Source organism: Pseudomonas sp. Pso3 (assembly GCF_055393275.1).
Map to the genome: position 1 here is coordinate 3,730,083 of NZ_AP043687.1, position 13,579 is coordinate 3,743,661.

Annotated in this window: 14 protein-coding genes; 6 read left to right on the top strand and 8 right to left on the bottom strand. The window is 67.4% G+C overall.

Annotated elements, in window-relative coordinates; translation table 11 throughout:
- The first annotated feature begins 19 nt into the window (after positions 1-19).
- From ACZ5R1_RS17580 to ACZ5R1_RS17595, 4 genes are all read left to right on the top strand, one after another.
- Positions 20-634: an LPS-assembly lipoprotein LptE gene (locus ACZ5R1_RS17580; RefSeq protein WP_027597194.1), complete on the top strand. Its 615-nt coding sequence runs from the start codon at positions 20-22 to the stop codon at positions 632-634.
- Positions 635-682: 48 nt separating this feature from the next.
- Complete coding sequence (holA, locus tag ACZ5R1_RS17585; RefSeq protein ID WP_115945853.1) at positions 683-1,720, top strand: DNA polymerase III subunit delta; 1,038 nt, start codon at positions 683-685, stop codon at positions 1,718-1,720.
- Between the two features lie 88 nt (positions 1,721-1,808).
- Positions 1,809-1,970, top strand: a complete 162-nt coding sequence (gene arfA / locus ACZ5R1_RS17590) for an alternative ribosome rescue factor ArfA (RefSeq protein WP_007159657.1) — start codon at positions 1,809-1,811, stop codon at positions 1,968-1,970.
- A gap of 73 nt (positions 1,971-2,043) precedes the next feature.
- Complete coding sequence (locus tag ACZ5R1_RS17595) at positions 2,044-3,366, top strand: lytic murein transglycosylase (protein WP_042136280.1); 1,323 nt, start codon at positions 2,044-2,046, stop codon at positions 3,364-3,366.
- Between the two features lie 46 nt (positions 3,367-3,412).
- Here the strand turns inward: ACZ5R1_RS17595 and ACZ5R1_RS17600 are convergent, their stop codons facing one another.
- Positions 3,413-4,315 (bottom strand): LysR family transcriptional regulator, encoded by a 903-nt coding sequence (locus ACZ5R1_RS17600; RefSeq protein WP_186304722.1) that lies wholly within the window; start codon positions 4,313-4,315, stop codon positions 3,413-3,415.
- 103 nt (positions 4,316-4,418) lie between these two features.
- On the opposite strand from ACZ5R1_RS17600, the gene ACZ5R1_RS17605 reads away from it, so the two are divergent.
- Positions 4,419-5,168 carry a sulfite exporter TauE/SafE family protein gene (locus ACZ5R1_RS17605; protein ID WP_464712622.1) on the top strand — a complete coding sequence of 250 codons (750 nt, stop codon included), beginning with the start codon at positions 4,419-4,421 and terminating at the stop codon, positions 5,166-5,168.
- A gap of 159 nt (positions 5,169-5,327) precedes the next feature.
- A complete protein-coding gene (gene pgm, locus ACZ5R1_RS17610; protein WP_464712623.1) occupies positions 5,328-6,992 on the top strand; it encodes a phosphoglucomutase (alpha-D-glucose-1,6-bisphosphate-dependent) in 1,665 nt (554 codons plus the stop codon).
- Between the two features lie 136 nt (positions 6,993-7,128).
- Here pgm and lipA read toward each other — a convergent pair whose 3' ends face one another.
- From lipA to rodA, 7 genes are all read right to left on the bottom strand, one after another.
- Entirely contained in the window at positions 7,129-8,127 is a 999-nt protein-coding gene (gene lipA / locus ACZ5R1_RS17615) for a lipoyl synthase (RefSeq protein WP_017642509.1), read from the bottom strand.
- A gap of 1 nt (position 8,128) precedes the next feature.
- Entirely contained in the window at positions 8,129-8,785 is a 657-nt protein-coding gene (lipB, locus tag ACZ5R1_RS17620) for a lipoyl(octanoyl) transferase LipB (RefSeq protein WP_007159661.1), read from the bottom strand.
- The gene (locus ACZ5R1_RS17625; RefSeq protein WP_115945851.1) at positions 8,785-9,060 is read right to left on the bottom strand and encodes a DUF493 domain-containing protein; all 276 of its coding nucleotides are present in this window, start codon (positions 9,058-9,060) and stop codon (positions 8,785-8,787) included. The genes lipB and ACZ5R1_RS17625 overlap by 1 nt, the downstream gene beginning before the upstream one ends.
- 73 nt (positions 9,061-9,133) lie before the next feature.
- Positions 9,134-10,294: a D-alanyl-D-alanine carboxypeptidase family protein gene (locus ACZ5R1_RS17630; protein ID WP_007159663.1), complete on the bottom strand. Its 1,161-nt coding sequence runs from the start codon at positions 10,292-10,294 to the stop codon at positions 9,134-9,136.
- A gap of 126 nt (positions 10,295-10,420) precedes the next feature.
- Positions 10,421-11,410, bottom strand: coding sequence for a septal ring lytic transglycosylase RlpA family protein (locus ACZ5R1_RS17635; RefSeq protein WP_037007194.1), 990 nt, complete (start codon positions 11,408-11,410; stop codon positions 10,421-10,423).
- Entirely contained in the window at positions 11,410-12,414 is a 1,005-nt protein-coding gene (mltB, locus tag ACZ5R1_RS17640; protein ID WP_371099744.1) for a lytic murein transglycosylase B, read from the bottom strand. The genes ACZ5R1_RS17635 and mltB overlap by 1 nt, the downstream gene beginning before the upstream one ends.
- Positions 12,415-12,453: 39 nt before the next feature.
- Positions 12,454-13,557 (bottom strand): rod shape-determining protein RodA, encoded by a 1,104-nt coding sequence (gene rodA / locus ACZ5R1_RS17645; protein ID WP_085982634.1) that lies wholly within the window; start codon positions 13,555-13,557, stop codon positions 12,454-12,456.
- Positions 13,558-13,579 lie beyond the last annotated feature (22 nt).

Here is a 13,579-nt window from a genome sequence, read left to right on the forward strand (position 1 = left end):
CGAACGGAGCAGACAACAGATGAAGAAACGGATTCTCCCCGGCCTTGCGGTAGTCGGCCTGGCGACCCTGCTGACCGCCTGCGGCTTCCAGCTGCGTGGCACCGGCGAAACCCGCCTGAGCCTCACCGAGCTGAACCTGACGGCGCGCGACGCCTATGGTCAGACCGTCAAGGACGTCCGCGACATGCTGGACGACGCCCATGTGCGGGTCACCTCGGGCGCGCCCTACACCCTGGATCTGGGCGGCGAAGCCCAGAGCGAGCGCACCGCCAGCTACACCAGTGGCGCCCGCAGTGCCGAGGTCGAGCTGACCACCCGTCAGCCCTACAGCATAATTGGCAAGAACCAGGCGGTGCTGGTCAGCGACTACCTGGAAACCCAGCGCTACTACGTGACCGACCAGAACAACATCGTCGGTTCCGAACAGCAGAAGGACCAGTTGCGTCGCGAAATGCGTCGCGAGCTGGTGCAACAGCTGGCCGCCCGCCTGCAGGCCGTGACGCCGGAGCGCCTGGAGAAGCTGCAGCGCGACGCCGATGCCCGTGCCGCCGCCAAGGCCGAAGCCGACCGCCGCGCCCGCGAGTCCGCCCCGCCGCAGCAGTCGCCGATCGACATCCCCACCCCCGCGCGCTAAGCGCCGCATCCGGAGCCGCAAGGCTCCGGTTTGCCCTTCCGGTTCAGCATGAAACTCAACGCCAACCAGCTCGGCAAGCAGCTCCAGGGCTCGCTGGCCGCCGTCTATGCCGTCAGCGGCGACGAGCCCCTGCTCTGTCAGGAAGCCAGCGACGCCATTCGCGGCGCGGCCCGCGCCCAGGGCTTCGACGAGCGCGAGGTCTTCGACGTCGATGCCGGTTTCGACTGGGGTCGTCTCTATGAGGCCGGCGCCAGCCTCTCGCTGTTCGCCCAGAAGCGCATCCTCGAATTGCGCCTGCCCACCGGCAAGCCGGGCGACAAGGGCTCCGCCGCCCTGCTCGACTACCTGGCCCGCCCCGCCGAAGACACCCTGCTGCTGATCAGCCTGCCGCGTCTGGATGCCGCCGCCCAGAAGACCAAGTGGGCCAAGGCCCTGCTGGAGCACCCGCAGGCGCAATTCGTGCAGATCTGGCCGGTGGAGCTGGCGCAACTGCCGCAGTGGATCAACCAGCGCCTGTCGCGCCTCGGGCTGGCCGCCACCCCCGAGGCGGTCGACCTGATCGCCGAACGGGTGGAAGGCAATCTGCTGGCCGCAGCCCAGGAGATCGAAAAGCTCCGCCTGCTCATCGAAGGCTCCCAGGTGGATGCCGAGACCGTGCGCGCCTCGGTGGCCGACAGTGCCCGCTACGACGTCTTCGGCCTGCTGGACGCCGCCCTGGCCGGCGATGCGGAACATGCCCTGCGCATCCTCGAAGGCCTGCGTGGCGAAGGCGTGGAAGCCGCCGTGGTGCTCTGGGCCCTGGCCCGGGAACTGCGCCTGCTGGCCAACCTCGCCCATCTGCAGGAAAGCGGCACGCCGCTGGAGCGCGCCTTCACCCAGGTCAAACCGCCGGTGTGGGACAAGCGGCGTCCGCTGGTCAGTCGGGCCCTGCAGCGCCAGGGTGCACGCCGCCTGGAAGCCCTGTTGCGCGAAGCCCAGGTCGCCGACGAACAGATCAAGGGCCAGGCACCCGGCGAGGTCTGGCTGACCCTGGCCAGCCTGGCGCTGACGCTCGCCGGCAAGCGGCTGGCCCTGCCCAGGTCCTGACGCTGGCCGCGCCTTGCAATCCACGGCCCTTGCAATAGACTGGCGCGCCCCCATCAAGGGGGAGCCCCCAACCCTCGGAGCACGCACCATGGCCAAGAAATACAGCCGCGGCCCCAACAAGGCCAAGGTCCTCGTCAGCGATCCCCGATATCGCGCCCGCCAGGAAAAGCCTGCCAAGGGCAAAGGCAGCTACCGCCGCGAAGCCTTCTCGTTGCAAGACGAGAAGGCTTCGGTCTTTCTGGCCGCCTGAAAGCCGCGTCCAGACGCCAGCACCCGGGCCGTGCTAAGGTGAGTCTTCCTGCCTAGACGTCCGGTGGAGACAGATGCAATTCGGGAAAACCCGCGGATTCAAGACCGGCGGCCTCCTCGCCGGAACCCTGGTCACCCTGCTGACCGCCGCCCTGGCCGCCTGCGCCCAGACTCAGACGACGCCCTCCGCGGCGCCCTCTTCACCCTCCTCGTCCAAACCCGCGCCCGCGGCCAATGCCCCCGCCTCGGCGGCCGAGGCCATGCCACAGCCGGACGAAAGCTTCGAGCAATGGCGCAGTCGCTTTCGTACCCTGGCCCTGGGCCGGGGCATCTCGGCCGCCACCTTCGACCAGGCCTTCGCCGGCGTGCAACCCGATCCGGCGGTGATCGCCGCCGACCGCAGCCAGCCGGAATTCACCAAGCCGGTCTGGGAATACCTGGAATCCGCCGTGTCGCCGCTGCGGGTGCGCAACGGCAAGAGCCTGCTGATCCAGCAGGCCGGGCTGCTGGCCTCCCTGGAAGCCCGCTATGGCATCGAGCCCGCGCGCCTGGTGGCTTTCTGGGGCATGGAAAGCAACTACGGCAACAACATGGGCAACAAGGGCGTCATCCGTTCCCTGGCCACCCTCGCCTACGAAGGTCGCCGCCCGGACTTCGCCCAGGACCAGCTCATCGCCGCCCTCGGCATCCTGCAGCACGGCGACGTCACCGCCGACCGCATGATCGGCTCCTGGGCCGGCGCCATGGGCCAGACCCAGTTCATCCCCACCACCTACGACCAGTACGCGGTGGACTTCGACGGCGACGGTCGCCGCGACATCTGGGGCTCCACCGCCGATGCCCTGGCCTCCACCGCCAACTACCTCAAGGCCTCCGGCTGGCAGGACGGCAAGCCCTGGGGCTACGAGGTCCGGGTACCGGCCAATTTCGACTACAGCCTGGCCGACATGGGCGTGCGCAAGAGCCTGGCCGAGTGGAACGCCCTGGGCATCCAGGGCCTCGGCCTGCCGCAACCGGCCGCCCAGCCGAGCGACAGCGCCTCGCTGCTGCTGCCCGCCGGCCATCGCGGCCCGGCCTTCCTGGTGTTCAACAACTTCCGCACCATCCTCAAGTACAACAACTCCAGCTCCTATGCCCTGGGCGTGGCGCTGCTCTCGGAGCGCTATCGCGACGCCGGCCAGATCGCCGGCAGCTGGCCCACCGACGACCTGCCGCTGAGCCGCAGCGAGCGTGTGGAGCTGCAACAGCGCCTGGCCGCCCTGGGGCTCGACCCGGGCAGCGCCGACGGCATCATCGGCGCCAACACCCGCAAGGCCATCCGCGCCTACCAGCAGTCCCAGGGCTGGCCCGCCGACGGCTATCCCAACCATCAGCTGCTGGACAAGCTGCGCGGCTAGGGCCTGACGACGCCCCTTATCCACACGTGGAAAGGGGCGTCCGCCGTCAGCCCTGGCGCGCCACCTCCCCCACCAGCGCCTCCAGCAGAGCTGTCGCCGCCGGCGCCAGCTCCGCGAAGTCCCGGCAACCCACCACCAGGTCACGACGCGCCCAGGCGTCCTTCAGCGGATGACGGGCCAGCGCCAGGCCCGGTCCTGCGCGGAGCAGACTCGCGGCCGGCAGGATGGCCACACCCAGGCCACGGGCGACCAGGGCACAGGCCTGGATCGCACTCGGCACCCGGATACGGATCGCCAGCTCCCGCCCCCATTGCGCGGCCTGGGCTTCCACATGCAGTTGCAAAGCATTGCCGCGGGACAGACCGACAAAGGGCTGCTCGAGCAGATGGGCGAAGTCGACCGCCTCGCCGTCCTCGAGTCTCAGGCGACCCGGCGCCGTGACCAGCACCAGAGGATCCGTCCGGAATGGCCGGACCTGTAGCCCTTCCAGCCCCGGCGCCGCGACGAAGATCCCCAGGTCGGCACGCCCCTCACGCAGCGCCAGCACGATACGCGGGCTGGGCAGCTCCTCGACGTCCACGTCCACCCGGGGCTGCGCCTGGAGGAAATCGGCCAGGGGCGCATCAAGGTGCTCCATCACCGCGGCGCCATTGGCCAGCAGCCGTACCCGCGTGCGGCTGTCCGCCTCGGCGCCAGCGAGGTCCTGGTCCATGTCCTCCAGTCGCTGCAGGATCGCCCGGGCATGGCGCTCCAGGGTCAGACCGGCCGGGGTGGGGCGTACCCCACGCGCATGGCGGATCAGCAGCGGCGTACCCAGGCTGTCTTCCAGGGCCTTGATGCGGGCACTGGCGGAAGGCAGCGCCAGGTGGCTCCGTTCGGCGCCCAGGGTGATGCTGCGCGCCGCCACGACATGGAGAAACAGACGCAGGTCGAGCAGGTCATAGCGCATCGCCGCAGAGCCTCTGTGCCGACCGTAGGCAGCCTTCGCCAATCCCGGCTTCTCACCTGCGGTCCTGGACGCCATGGTAACCCCTCCACCCGCGGAGACGACCATGACCCTGCTGCTCTGTATCCTGATCTTCGTGCTCGCGGGGCTGACCAAGGGCGTGCTGGGCCTGGGCCTGCCCACCGTGGCCATGAGCCTGCTGGCGCTGCTAATGACGCCGGCCGAAGCCGCCGCCCTGCTGCTGATTCCCTCGCTGCTCACCAACGTCTGGCAATTCTGCGCCGGCCCCTCGCCCTGGCCGACGTTCACGCGCCTGTTGCCGCTGCAACTGGCCCTGGTGCCCGGCACCCTGCTCAGCATCCCGTTGCTGACCGGAGGCGATGGCGCCGGACTCGCCGCTGCGCTGGGCGCGGTGCTGGTCGCCTATGGCCTGGTCGGCTGGACGGGCTGGCGCCTGCTCGCGCCTGGTCGTCATGAGTGCAAGGTCGCTCCGCTGGTGGGTTTCGTCACGGGTCTGATCACCGGCATGACCGGGGTCTTCGTGCTGCCGGCGGTGCCCTATCTGCAGAGTCTGGCGCTGGACAGGGAACAGCTGATCGAGGCCCTGGGCCTGACCTTCACCGTCGCCACCCTGGCCCTGGTGATGGGCCTCTGGTGGCAGGACGCCCTGGCGGTCGAGCGCCTGGGGGCTTCCAGTCTGCTGCTGCTACCGGCCCTCCTGGGCATGGCGCTGGGCCAGCGCCTGCGCCAGCGTCTCGATGAACGCCTGTTCCGCCGCCTGTTCTTTGGAGGATTGCTGCTGTTGGGCGCCTACGCCGTCCTGCATTATCTGCTGCGCCTGGGCTATCTTGGCTGAACCCGTCACAGCGCTGTCAGGTTCAGCCGGTGTAGGCTGCACCTTCGACGGGCAGCACGGTCTATGGGCGTAATCTAATGGTCGCCGCGCCGCGCTGCCCATTCAGAACCGGCCTTGTGCCTGACCGCTGCCTCTTTCCGACGTATACAGGACGCTTTCATGACGCTCGCTCCCAATGCAGGACGCCTTCCCGACGAGAACACCCTGACCCACCTGCCGCGCCTGGTGGCGCGCTACTACAGCGATCGCCCCGACCCCAGCGATCCGGGTCAGCAGGTCGCCTTCGGCACCTCCGGGCACCGCGGTTCCTCGCTCAAGGGCAGCTTCAACGAGTGGCACATCCTCGCCATCACCCAGGCCATCTGCGAATACCGCAAGGCCCAGGGCGTCGACGGCCCGCTGTTCATGGGCATGGACACCCACGCGCTGTCCGAACCGGCCTTCATCTCCGCCCTGGAAGTGCTCGCCGCCAACGGCGTGGAGGTCCGTATCGACGCCGGCTGCGCCGAGACCCACGGCGAACCGGGCTATACCCCTACCCCGGCACTGTCCAACGCCATCCTCGAATACAACGCCGGCCGCAGCTCGGGCCTGGCCGACGGCATCGTCATCACCCCGTCGCACAATCCGCCGGCCGATGGCGGCTTCAAGTACAACCCCACCAATGGCGGCCCGGCCGACACCAACGTCACCAAAAGTATTCAGGATCGCGCCAATGCCCTGCTGGTGGCCGGCCTGGAAGGCGTCAAGCGGATGGATTACCGCCAGGCGCTCAAGGCCGCCACCACCCACAAATTCGATTTCCTCGACAGCTACGTGAGCGGCCTGGGCCAGGTCATCGACCTGGACGCCATCCGCGGGTCCGGCCTGACCTTTGGCGTCGATCCCCTGGGCGGTGCCGGGGTACATTACTGGCCGCGCATCGCCGAGCGCTATGGCCTGCCGCTGGAGGTGCTGTCGACCCGCGTCGACCAGACCTTCCGCTTCATGCGCCTGGACTGGGACGGCAAGATCCGCATGGACTGCAGCTCGCCCCACGCCATGGCCGGCCTGATCGAGAACAAGGACAGGTTCGACGTGTCCTTCGCCTGCGATACCGACCATGACCGCCACGGCATCGTCGCCCGCTCGGTGGGCCTGCTCAATCCCAACCACTACCTGGCGGTGGCCATCGAATACCTCTTCACCCACCGCCCGCAGTGGAGCCAGCAGGCCGGCATCGGCAAGACCCTGGTGTCCTCCTCGATGATCGACCGCGTGGCCCAGGGCATCGGCCGCCAGGTGGTGGAAGTGCCGGTAGGCTTCAAGTGGTTCGTCGACGGCCTGCTAGATGGCAGCCTGGGCTTTGGTGGCGAGGAATCCGCCGGGGCTTCCTTCCTGCGCAAGGCCGGTGGCGCCTGGTCCACCGACAAGGACGGCATCATCCTCGGCCTGCTGGCCGCGGAAATCACCGCCGTGACCGGCAAGGATCCAGGCGAGCGCTACCAGGCCCTGACCGAGCGCTTCGGCGCTCCGGTCTACCAGCGCATCGACGCCGCCGCCGACCGCGAGCAGAAGGCCCGGCTGAGCAAGCTCTCCGCCGCCCAGGTCACCGCCAAGGAGCTGGCCGGCCAGCCGATCACCGCCATTCTCACCGAGGCCCCCGGCAACGGCGCCGCCATCGGTGGCCTCAAGGTAGTCACCGAAAACGGCTGGTTCGCCGCTCGCCCCTCCGGTACCGAGGACGTCTACAAGATCTACGCCGAAAGCTTCGAGGGCGAAGCCCACCTGGGGCGTATCCAGGAAGAAGCCAAGGCGCTGGTGGATGGCGTGCTGCGCGGGTAACGGGACTCTCCCCTCACCCCAACCCTCTCCCGAAGGGAGAGGGGGCTAGACGCGGATCGGAGTGGGGCTAGAGATTCCGCCTCCAACATGAAAAAGGGCAGCCACGGGGCTGCCCTTTTTCATGACGACGCCAGGATCAGTTGATCTTGGTGCCGTGCGCCTGCTGGTCGGCGTGGTAGGACGAACGTACCAGGGGACCGGAGGCGACGTTCTTGAAGCCCATCTTGGCGCCTTCCTCGGCGTACCAGGCGAAGGTATCCGGGTGGACGAAGCGTTGCACCGGCAGGTGGTTGCGCGAGGGCTGCAGGTACTGGCCGAGGGTCAGCATGTCGATCTCGTGCTCGCGCATGCGCTGCATGACCTCGATGACTTCCTCGTCGGTCTCGCCCAGACCCAGCATCAGGCCGGACTTGGTCGGCACGTGGGGCACGCGTTTCTTGAAGTTCTGCAGCAGGTCCAGCGACCACTCGAAGTCCGAACCCGGGCGCGCGGCCTTGTACAGGCGCGGGACAGTCTCCAGGTTGTGGTTGAAGACATCCGGCGGCTCCTGCTCGGTGATGGCCAGGGCGACATCCATGCGACCGCGATAGTCCGGCACCAGGGTCTCCAGCTGGATGCCGGGGGTCAGCTTGCGGATCTCGCGCAGGCAGTCGACGAAGTGCTGGGCACCACCGTCACGCAGGTCGTCGCGGTCCACCGAGGTGATCACCACATACTTCAGACCCAGGTCGGCGATGGCCACCGCCAGGTTCTTCGGCTCGTCCACGTCCAGCGGCTTCGGCCGACCGTGGCCGACGTCGCAGAAGGGGCAGCGACGGGTGCAGATGTCACCCATGATCATGAAGGTGGCGGTGCCACCGGAGAAGCACTCGCCCAGGTTGGGGCAGGACGCCTCTTCGCAGACACTGTGCAGCTTGTGCTTGCGCAGCAGCTGCTTGATGCGCTCGACCTCGGGGGTGACCGGGATGCGCACGCGGATCCAGTCCGGCTTGCGCGGCAGCTCTTCGGTGGGAATGATCTTTACCGGGATGCGCGCGACCTTTTCGGCGCCGCGCAACTTGACGCCGGCTTCCACCTTGTTGGGGCGGGCGGGCGGGGTAAGGGTCTGGACGCTGTCTTGTACTGTAGTGGTCATGTCAATCCGATTCCAGGGTGATCGGTTCGGGGTAGCCCAGGCGCAGACTCAGGTGACGCACCAGAGACTCGCGGACCTCGTCGAAAGCTAGTGGCCCGGTCACCAGATCGCGGAGCTGGGTCATGGCCAGGCCGGCATAACCGCAGGGGTTGATCCGGCGGAAGGGTGCCAGATCCATGTCAACGTTGAGCGCCAGGCCGTGGAAGGACCGGCCATTGCGGATGCGCAGCCCGAGGGAGGCGATCTTGGCGCCGTCCACGTAGACACCCGGCGCATCGGCCCGGGCCGCGGCCTGCACGCCCCAGTCGGCGAGCAGCGCGATCAGGCTGTCTTCCATGGCGCTGACCAATTCTCGCACGCCCAGGCCCTTGCGGCGAACATCCAGCAGCACATAGGCGATGAGCTGACCGGGACCATGGTACGTGACCTGGCCGCCGCGATCGACCTGCACCACCGGAATGTCGCCCACGGCGAGCAGGTGCTCGGGCTTGCCGGCCTGGCCCTGGGTGAAGACCGCGGGGTGCTGCAGCAGCCAGAGTTCGTCGGGAGTGGCCGGGCCGCGCTCGTCGGTGAAGCGGCGCATGGCCTCCAGGGTCGCCTCGTAGGGCCTCAGGCCCCAGCGGCGCACGCCCAGGCTGGCCGGGGCGGGAGTGGTCATCAGATCACCATGTGCACGCGGCCGGTGGCGCGCAGGTCCTGGTGGATGGCCTGCAGCTGGTCCACGCCGGTGGCGGTGATGAGCACCTGCACGGAGAGGAAGCGGCCGTTGCGACTGTCGCGGGTCACCAGGGTGCCGCGATCCAGATCCGGGGCGTGGCGCTGGACGGTGTCGAGCACCAGCTCGGCGAAATCGGCACCGGCATCGCCGATCACCTTGATCGGATAGCGCGGGCAGGGAAATTCGATCTTGGGGGGGTTAACGTCTTCGGTCATGCGGACTTCCAGGCCGAGCTCTGTCGGCAGGGGGTGAAAGGCCCGCAGATGCGGGCCTTTCCAGGGTGACGGATCAGTTGAACAATCCGTAGAAGAACAGGCGAATGCTATCCCACAGGCGACGGAAGAGGCCACCCTCCTCGACCGGCTGCAGCGCGACCAGGTCGGCGGTGTGCACCACCTTGTCATCCAGCTTCACCTCGACCTTGCCGATTACCTGGCCCTGGGCGATGGGCGCAATCAGCTGCGGGTTGAGCACCATCTCGGCGTGCAGCTTCTTGGCCTGACCGCGCGGCAGGGTCATGGTCAGGTCGTTGGCCAGACCGGCCTGGACTTCGCGGCTGTCACCCTTCCATACCGGCGCCTTGGCCAGCTCGGTGCCCTTCTTGTAGAAGGACTGGGTCTCGAAGAAGCGGAAACCGTAGGTCAGCAGCTTCTGGGTCTCGGCGGCGCGGGCCTGCTCGCTGTTGGTGCCGAACACCACGGCGACCAGACGCATGCCGTCGCGCACGGCCGAGGCCACCAGGCAGTAGCCGGCTTCGTCGGTGTGACCGGTCTTCAGGCCGTCGACGGTCTTGTCGCGCCACAGCAAGAGGTTGCGGTTGGGCTGCTTGATGTTGTTCCAGAAGAATTCCTTCTGGGAGTAGATAGCGTAGTGCTGGGCATCGGCATTGATGATGGCGCGCGCCAGGATGGCCATGTCGTGGGCCGAGGAATAGTGATTCGGATCCGGCAGGCCGGTGGCGTCCATGAAGTGGGTGTTCTGCATGCCCAGCTTCTGCGCGGTGGTGTTCATCATGTCGGCGAAGGCGTCTTCGCTGCCGGCGATGTGCTCGGCCAAGGCGACGCTGGCGTCGTTGCCGGATTGGATGATGATGCCGTGCAGCAGGTCACCGACCGACACCTGGGTGCCGACCTTGATGAACATCCGCGAACCGCCGGTACGCCAGGCGTGCTCGCTGACGGTGACCATGTCCGATTCCTTGATGCGACCCCGGTTGATTTCCAGGGTGGCGATGTAGGCGGTCATCAGCTTGGTCAGGCTGGCCGGCGGCAGGCGCTGGTCGGAGTTGGATTCGGTGAGCACGGCGCCGCTGTTGGCATCCATGAGAATCCAGGCCTTGGCGGCCAGCTGGGGCGCCGCCGGAACCATTGTCTCGGCCGCCCAGACGGCCGGGACACAGGCGATCGTTACTAGGAGGAGCAGGCGTCGAGCGAGTTTTGCGATTGTCATCCGAATCTCTGAAAGGTTGGGGTATGGCAGGAGCAGCGGACCCAGACCGCACGGTCCACGGCGATCCGCGCGAGGCGGATCACGACGGCTGGGGCCGGCGACTGGGCGTCATGAAGCATCCCTGCTTCAATCCGGTTGCACGAGAGACGCCTGACCCAGGCGGGCCACGCGTACGCTGTTCTGGAGCTGGGAGACCTCAGCCGGCTGGACCGGTCCGAGGCGGACCCGATGCAAGGTCTGCTGGTTGCGCACCGTCGAACTGATGAACACCGGGGCACCGGTCAGGTCGCTGAGCTTGTCCTTGAGCAATTCCGCAGCGTCCGGATTGGCGAAGGCCGCCACCTGCAGATAGAGCCCAGCGGCTGGGACAGAAACGTTTTTTTTTGCGTCGACGGCCGCGGGCGTCACCGGCTCGGCGTGCTGGTTGACCGGTGGCGTATAGGTCTCGATGGCGCCGAAGGTCTGGGTCTCGGTGGTCTTCTGGGCCACCGGCGCCTGGCGCGGCTGGGCCAGCACCATGGGCACCGCCTGGCCGCGCTGGGCCCAGTACTGCTGCGGATCTATGCCTTCGACGCTGACCCGGGCGGTGCCGATCTCGGCGTAGCCGAGCTTCTTGGCCGCGGCAAAGGACAGGTCGATGACCCGGTCGGAATAGAAGGGGCCACGGTCGTTGACGCGCAGGATCACGCTGCGGCCGTTGTCCAGGTTGGTGACCCGCACGTAGCTGGGCAGCGGCAGGGTCTTGTGCGCCGCGGTCATGCCATAGAGGTCGTAGGTCTCGCCGTTGGCGGTAGCCTGACCATGGAACTTGGTGCCGTACCAGGACGCGGTGCCGGTCACGCGGTAATTGCGCGAATCGGTCAGCGGGAAATAGGTCTTGCCCAGCACGGTGTAGGGATTGTTCTTCAGCGGCCCGTTGTAGGGCATGGGCACGGCGTCGGGAATGCGGCTGACGTCCACGTCCCACCAGGGCGCGCCGTCACGGTGCGGACGCAGGTAGCCACCCGGTCCGGCCACGCCCTTGCTGGTCGGCTTGGGCGCCTGGCTGGAACAGCTCACCAGCAGCAGGCCGAGACCCAGGCAACCGGCCAGGCGCGCCAGGGCAGTCAGGCGCATCACGGCTTGGCACCCTCGGCGGCATGGCGCTCGGCGATGGCATTGGCCAGATCGGTCACCGCCATGGCGTACATGACGCTGCGGTTGTATCGGGTAATGGCGTAGAAATTGGGCAGGCCCATCCAGTACTCCGGTCCCTTGTCTCCGTCGAGGCGGAACGAGGTTACACGCAAATCGTCACGCAGGGCAGGGTCTTGGGCGTTCCAGCCCAGGGCGCGCAACTCGGCGACGCTCTTGACCGGCTCGATGCCGGCCACCACGCCCTCCTCCACCCGCTCGCCGCTGACCTGGGCGCGAATGGCGGTGGGACCGCGCCCGGACCAGCCGTGGCGCTTGAAGTAGTTGGCCACGCTGCCGATGGCGTCGGTGGGATCGGACCAGATGTTGATGTGGCCGTCGCCGTCGAAGTCCACCGCATAGGCGCGGAAGCTGCCCGGCATGAATTGCGGCAGGCCCATGGCGCCGGCATAGGAACCGGTCAGGCTGAGCGGATCGACCTGCTGCTCGCGGGCCAGCAGCAGGAATTCGCGCAGCTGGCTACGGAAGAAGGGCGCGCGCGGCGGATAGTCGAAGGCCAGGGTCGAGAGCGCATCCAGCACCCGGTAGTTGCCGGTGTTGCGGCCGTAGAAGGTTTCCACGCCGATGATGGCGACGATGAACTGGGCCGGCACGTCGTATTCACGCTCGGCGCGGGCCAGCGCCTCTTCGTGGGCCTTCCAGAAGTCGACGCCCTGGGCGATGCGCCGATCGGTGATGAAGATGGGGCGATATTCGCTCCAGGGCTTGACCCGCTCGGCCGGTCGCGAGATAGCGTCGAGGATGGCCTGCTTGCGCTCGACCTCGCCGAACAGCGCCTGCAGCTGTTCCGGGGCGAAGCCATAGCTTTGACTCATCTCGGCGATGAAGTCGCGCGTCAGCGGTGCCGCGTCGTAGTCACCCGCGACGACGCCGGTCGTCACGCCCATCGCACCCGCGAGCCCGAGGCTCAGCAGGCAGCGACGCATCCATCCCATTGTCGGCATCTAACCCTTCTTTGTTGCGTGTTAAACCTGGGCGATCCACTTGCGGTGCGTGTGGATCGACATCAAAACTCCGAACCCGGTGAACAAGGTGACCACCGAGGTGCCGCCATAGCTGATGAATGGCAGCGGTACGCCCACCACGGGGAGCAGGCCGCTGACCATGCCGATGTTGACGAAGACATAGACGAAGAAGGTCATGGTCACGCCGCCGGCGAGCAACTTGCCGAACAACGTCTGGGCCTGCACCGTGATGGTCAGGCCGCGACCGATGAGCAGCAGATAGAGCACCAGCAGCAGGCAGACGCCGACCATGCCGAACTCTTCGCCGAGGACGGCAATGATAAAGTCCGTGTGACTTTCCGGCAAAAAATCCAGATGAGACTGGGTACCCAGCAGCCAGCCCTTGCCGAACACCCCGCCCGAGCCGATGGCGGCCTTGGACTGGATGATGTTCCAGCCGGCGCCCAGGGGGTCCATCTCCGGGTCGAGGAAGGTCAGGATCCGGCGCTTCTGGTAGTCGTGCAGGACAAAGAACCACATGGCCACCGCCAGGGGCACCGCGGCGCTCACCGCGCCGATCAGCCAGCGCCACTGCAGGCCGCCGACGAACAGCACGAAGCCGCCCGAGGCCAGCACCAGCATGGCGGTGCCGAGATCGGGCTGGTCGAGGATCAGCACGAAGGGCACCACCACCAGCGACAGGCTGATCACGCTGTGCTTGAAGTTGGGCGGCAGGCTGCGCTTGGACAGGTACCAGGCCATCATCATGGGCATCAGGAGCTTCATGAATTCCGACGGCTGGAAGCGGATGACCCCGGGAATGTTGATCCAGCGGGTGGCGCCCATGGCGTTGTGGCCCATGACGTCCACCACCACCAGCAGGGCCACGCCGATCACGTAGCCCAGGGGCACCCAGCGCGCCATGAAGCGCGGTTCCAGCTGGGCGACGACGGCCATGGCCACCAGGCCGAGGCCGAAGGAACTCGCCTGCTTGAACAGCAGGTCGAGATTGCGACCACCCGCGGAATAGAGGACGAACAGGCCGGTCGCCCCCAGCATCAGCAGCAGGATCAGCAAGGGGCCGTCGATGTGCAGGCGCTGCAGCAGGGTGGCGCGCCGCTTCATCACGTCCCCTTCGGGGATGGTG

Coding starts and splice junctions, on each gene's coding strand:
- ACZ5R1_RS17605 (WP_464712622.1), top strand. CDS start 4,419: ATGACCCTGCTGCTCTGTATCCTGATCTTCGTGCTCGCGGGGCTGACC.
- ACZ5R1_RS17635 (WP_037007194.1), bottom strand. CDS start 11,410: ATGCGCCTGACTGCCCTGGCGCGCCTGGCCGGTTGCCTGGGTCTCGGC.
- pgm (WP_464712623.1), top strand. CDS start 5,328: ATGACGCTCGCTCCCAATGCAGGACGCCTTCCCGACGAGAACACCCTG.
- ACZ5R1_RS17580 (WP_027597194.1), top strand. CDS start 20: ATGAAGAAACGGATTCTCCCCGGCCTTGCGGTAGTCGGCCTGGCGACC.
- lipB (WP_007159661.1), bottom strand. CDS start 8,785: ATGACCACTCCCGCCCCGGCCAGCCTGGGCGTGCGCCGCTGGGGCCTG.
- ACZ5R1_RS17625 (WP_115945851.1), bottom strand. CDS start 9,060: ATGACCGAAGACGTTAACCCCCCCAAGATCGAATTTCCCTGCCCGCGC.
- rodA (WP_085982634.1), bottom strand. CDS start 13,557: ATGAAGCGGCGCGCCACCCTGCTGCAGCGCCTGCACATCGACGGCCCC.
- ACZ5R1_RS17600 (WP_186304722.1), bottom strand. CDS start 4,315: ATGCGCTATGACCTGCTCGACCTGCGTCTGTTTCTCCATGTCGTGGCG.
- arfA (WP_007159657.1), top strand. CDS start 1,809: ATGGCCAAGAAATACAGCCGCGGCCCCAACAAGGCCAAGGTCCTCGTC.
- lipA (WP_017642509.1), bottom strand. CDS start 8,127: ATGACCACTACAGTACAAGACAGCGTCCAGACCCTTACCCCGCCCGCC.
- ACZ5R1_RS17630 (WP_007159663.1), bottom strand. CDS start 10,294: ATGACAATCGCAAAACTCGCTCGACGCCTGCTCCTCCTAGTAACGATC.
- ACZ5R1_RS17595 (WP_042136280.1), top strand. CDS start 2,044: ATGCAATTCGGGAAAACCCGCGGATTCAAGACCGGCGGCCTCCTCGCC.
- holA (WP_115945853.1), top strand. CDS start 683: ATGAAACTCAACGCCAACCAGCTCGGCAAGCAGCTCCAGGGCTCGCTG.
- mltB (WP_371099744.1), bottom strand. CDS start 12,414: ATGCGTCGCTGCCTGCTGAGCCTCGGGCTCGCGGGTGCGATGGGCGTG.